Raw genomic sequence first — 2,848 nt, forward strand, 5'->3', positions numbered from 1 at the left:
ATGTCATCCGCCGGTCGGGCCGCGGCGAACGCCTGCGGCCCGACACAACAAAGGGAGTATCGCGCGGCCGGGATTGTCCGGCCGTCGATGAACAACGCGATGGGCATTGTGGATGAATCGAGCGCGGCATCCGTCCGGCACCGTTGCGACATGCGCGCTGCAATGAAACGGCTGAGCGTCGTGCTGGTGCTGGCAGGTGCCGGATTGCATGCTACAGCCGCCGAGTTCGACTGCGTCATCGAGCCCAAGCAGGTGATCGAGCTGCGCAGCCCGCTCGAAGGGTTGATCGATCGCATGAACGTCGATCGTGGCGATTTCGTCCGAAAGGGTCAGGAAGTGGCTGTGCTCGATACCTCCGTCGAGCAGATCCAGGCCGCGATCGCCAAGCAACGTTCGCAAATGGAAGGGGCCGTGATCGCCGGCAAGTCGCGCGTCGAATTCAGCTCCAGCAAGGCACGGCGGATCGAGGAACTGCACCGCGACAAGTTCATGTCCGAGCAGGCGCGCGACGAAGCGGCCACCGAGAAGGCGCTGGCGGAAGCGGAGCTTCGCGATGCGTCCGACAATCGCATGCTCGCGAAGCTCGAATACCAGCGCCAGCAAGAGATCATCCGGCTCAAGACGATCCGCAGTCCCATCGCCGGGGTTGTCACCGAGCGCATACTGCATCCGGGCGAGTTCGCCGAAGCGGGTGTCGGCAGGAAGCCTCTCATGAAGCTTGCGGAGATCGACGTACTTTACGCGGAAGTCCTCCTCCCCGTCGAGGCCTACGGGCAAGTGCAGCGCGGGCAGTCGGTGGCGATCCTGCCGGAGGTTCCGGCCGGCACGCGTCTCCGCGCGACCGTGAAGGTCGTCGATATCGTGCTCGACGCCGCCAGCGGCACGTTCGGCGTTCGTCTCGAAATGCAGAACAAGGACCGGAAGATCCCCGCGGGAATTCGCTGCAAGGCAAGCTTCCCGAATATCGGCGCCGATACCAACGGCGGGCGCCGTACGCCGAAACCGACCGTACAGACTTCCCCGCGAGGTGCTGTGCAGCCGCGGCCGGCGCGATAACAAGCAGCCAAACACAAGCAGCCAAACGCAAGCAGCCAAACAAGCAGCCAGACGGGGCCGGCTGCGCAGACGATCCAGGCCCGGGCCTGGGGATTACACTGGCGGCGTAGGCAGCGACGTCAGCACGCATTACGCGTGTTGCGGCCGATGTGCGTGTGAGTTCGTTTTGTTCAATCGAAGGGAGATGGCATGGCAAAGGCACCGGAAGCAACGGAAAAGGAATCGGCACAGCGCGCGGAACCCAGCGCGGCACGCGTCAGCTGGAATACCAGCCACCTGAAGAGCTCGTATTGCAACGTCGCGAATGCGACCAGCACCCGCGAAGAGGTGGTGCTGAACTTCGGGGTCAACCAGAATTGGGACCGCGGCGCGGGCGACTTCGAGGTTCAGCTGGAACACCGAATCATTCTGAGCCCGTTTGCGGCCAAGCGCCTGAGCGATCTGCTCGCGCGTCTGATCAAGGAGTACGAGACGCGCTACGGTGCGCTGAACGGTTAGGACCGATCGGCTGCGCGCGAGGATCGAGCGAACGCGGCTCGATTCACGGCGGGGGCTTGTGCGCGCTGCCTTGGGCGGCCAAGGCCAGGGCGCACGGGAATGGCTCGTGCAAGCAAGGTCGGGGCGGAAGGCCCGATGGCCCAGGCAGAGCATTCTATAGCGGAGGCCCCCATGCGCCGAGGTGAAACGCGTTCCGGCTCCAATGCACCCGGATCCCAGCTTGTCCCCGAGATCATCTTCAACGCCGTGGATCGGTCCGAGTGGATCGAGAACTATATCGCCGAGCGCTCGGGCAAGCTGGAACGATTCGCGCAGGGCATCACGCGCTGTCACGTGGCGCTGAAGCAGGAACAAGGCTCGCACCGCAAAGGCAATGTCTATAGCGTCACGGTGGAGGTTCGTATTCCGCCGCAGCACGATCTGGCCGCAACCAAGCAGAAGGAGATCGTCGACATGGCGACTCAGCTGCCCGCGGTCATCAATGCCGCGTTCGGAGCGATCGAGCGGCAACTGAAACGGACGGCGGCGCTGCGCCGCAACGAGCAGAAGGTCCACGCCGCCGACGGCCAGGCGCGTGGCATCGTCGACAAGCTCTTCGCGGAGGATGGTTACGGTTTTTTGCGGACGGTGGACGACAACCGCCAGATTTACTTCCATCGCAACAGCGTGCTCAACGACGACTTCGAGCGCATCGCGGTGGGAACCGAAGTTCGATTCAGCGAAGAAGAAGGCGACGAAGGACCCCAGGCGAGCAGCCTGCACGTCGTGAGCATCATCTAGGCGCCTGCACCCAATCGGGATTGCAGCAACCAATCCCCGACTCGAGCGACGGCATAGCTGCCGCGCATCGTCGGCGGCAAACCTCGCTGACAGCAAGGCAACGCCAACGTGCGAGCGTGTGCCTCGGAGCGCGCGCCACACGGGCCCGCAGGTTGCAACGCGCACGCGCGTGCGCGCGCGCACTGCGAAAATACCAGGCGCGCGCAAGACTGCTTTCTCTTCGCCGCCTTCAGCGTCGACCCAACGCCTTCTCTGATCTCCCGCCCCCGTTACGATCTCGGCATCGGCTGCGTTTGCATGGCGCTGCGATGCTCGCACGCAGGCAGCCGACGGTGACTACGACTTCAGTACAGTCGGCTGCGTAACCCATTCATTTTCTGAACGACGAAAGTCGAATGCTCACACGGTCAGCAGAAAAACGTCACGTTGTGCCGATCAGTTCACTTGAAGCGAGCCGAGCAGCGTGCTAGCTTGAAAAAAAGAAGTTGTGAAACGCAGGACGGGGGATTGAGTC

3 protein-coding genes are annotated in these 2,848 nt (G+C 63.1%); all 3 read left to right on the forward strand.

What is annotated here, in order from left to right; all coding sequences use genetic code 11:
* A complete protein-coding gene (locus GEV05_09565) occupies positions 1-1,056 on the forward strand; it encodes an efflux RND transporter periplasmic adaptor subunit (protein ID MPZ43633.1) in 1,056 nt (351 codons plus the stop codon).
* Positions 1,057-1,245: 189 nt separating this feature from the next.
* The gene (locus GEV05_09570; GenBank protein ID MPZ43634.1) at positions 1,246-1,554 is read left to right on the forward strand and encodes a DUF3467 domain-containing protein; all 309 of its coding nucleotides are present in this window, start codon (positions 1,246-1,248) and stop codon (positions 1,552-1,554) included.
* A 99-nt stretch (positions 1,555-1,653) separates the two neighbouring features.
* Positions 1,654-2,334, forward strand: a complete 681-nt coding sequence (locus GEV05_09575; GenBank protein MPZ43635.1) for an HPF/RaiA family ribosome-associated protein — start codon at positions 1,654-1,656, stop codon at positions 2,332-2,334.
* The last annotated feature ends 514 nt before the right edge of the window (positions 2,335-2,848 follow it).

The organism is Betaproteobacteria bacterium, from assembly GCA_009377585.1.
Lineage (GTDB): Bacteria > Pseudomonadota > Gammaproteobacteria > Burkholderiales > WYBJ01 > WYBJ01.

What these genes read in the sequence shown, in the direction of transcription:
- GEV05_09575 (MPZ43635.1), top strand. Translation starts at nt 1,654, where the DNA reads ATGGCTCGTGCAAGCAAGGTCGGGGCGGAAGGCCCGATGGCCCAGGCA.
- GEV05_09565 (MPZ43633.1), top strand. Translation starts at nt 1, where the DNA reads ATGTCATCCGCCGGTCGGGCCGCGGCGAACGCCTGCGGCCCGACACAA.
- GEV05_09570 (MPZ43634.1), top strand. Translation starts at nt 1,246, where the DNA reads ATGGCAAAGGCACCGGAAGCAACGGAAAAGGAATCGGCACAGCGCGCG.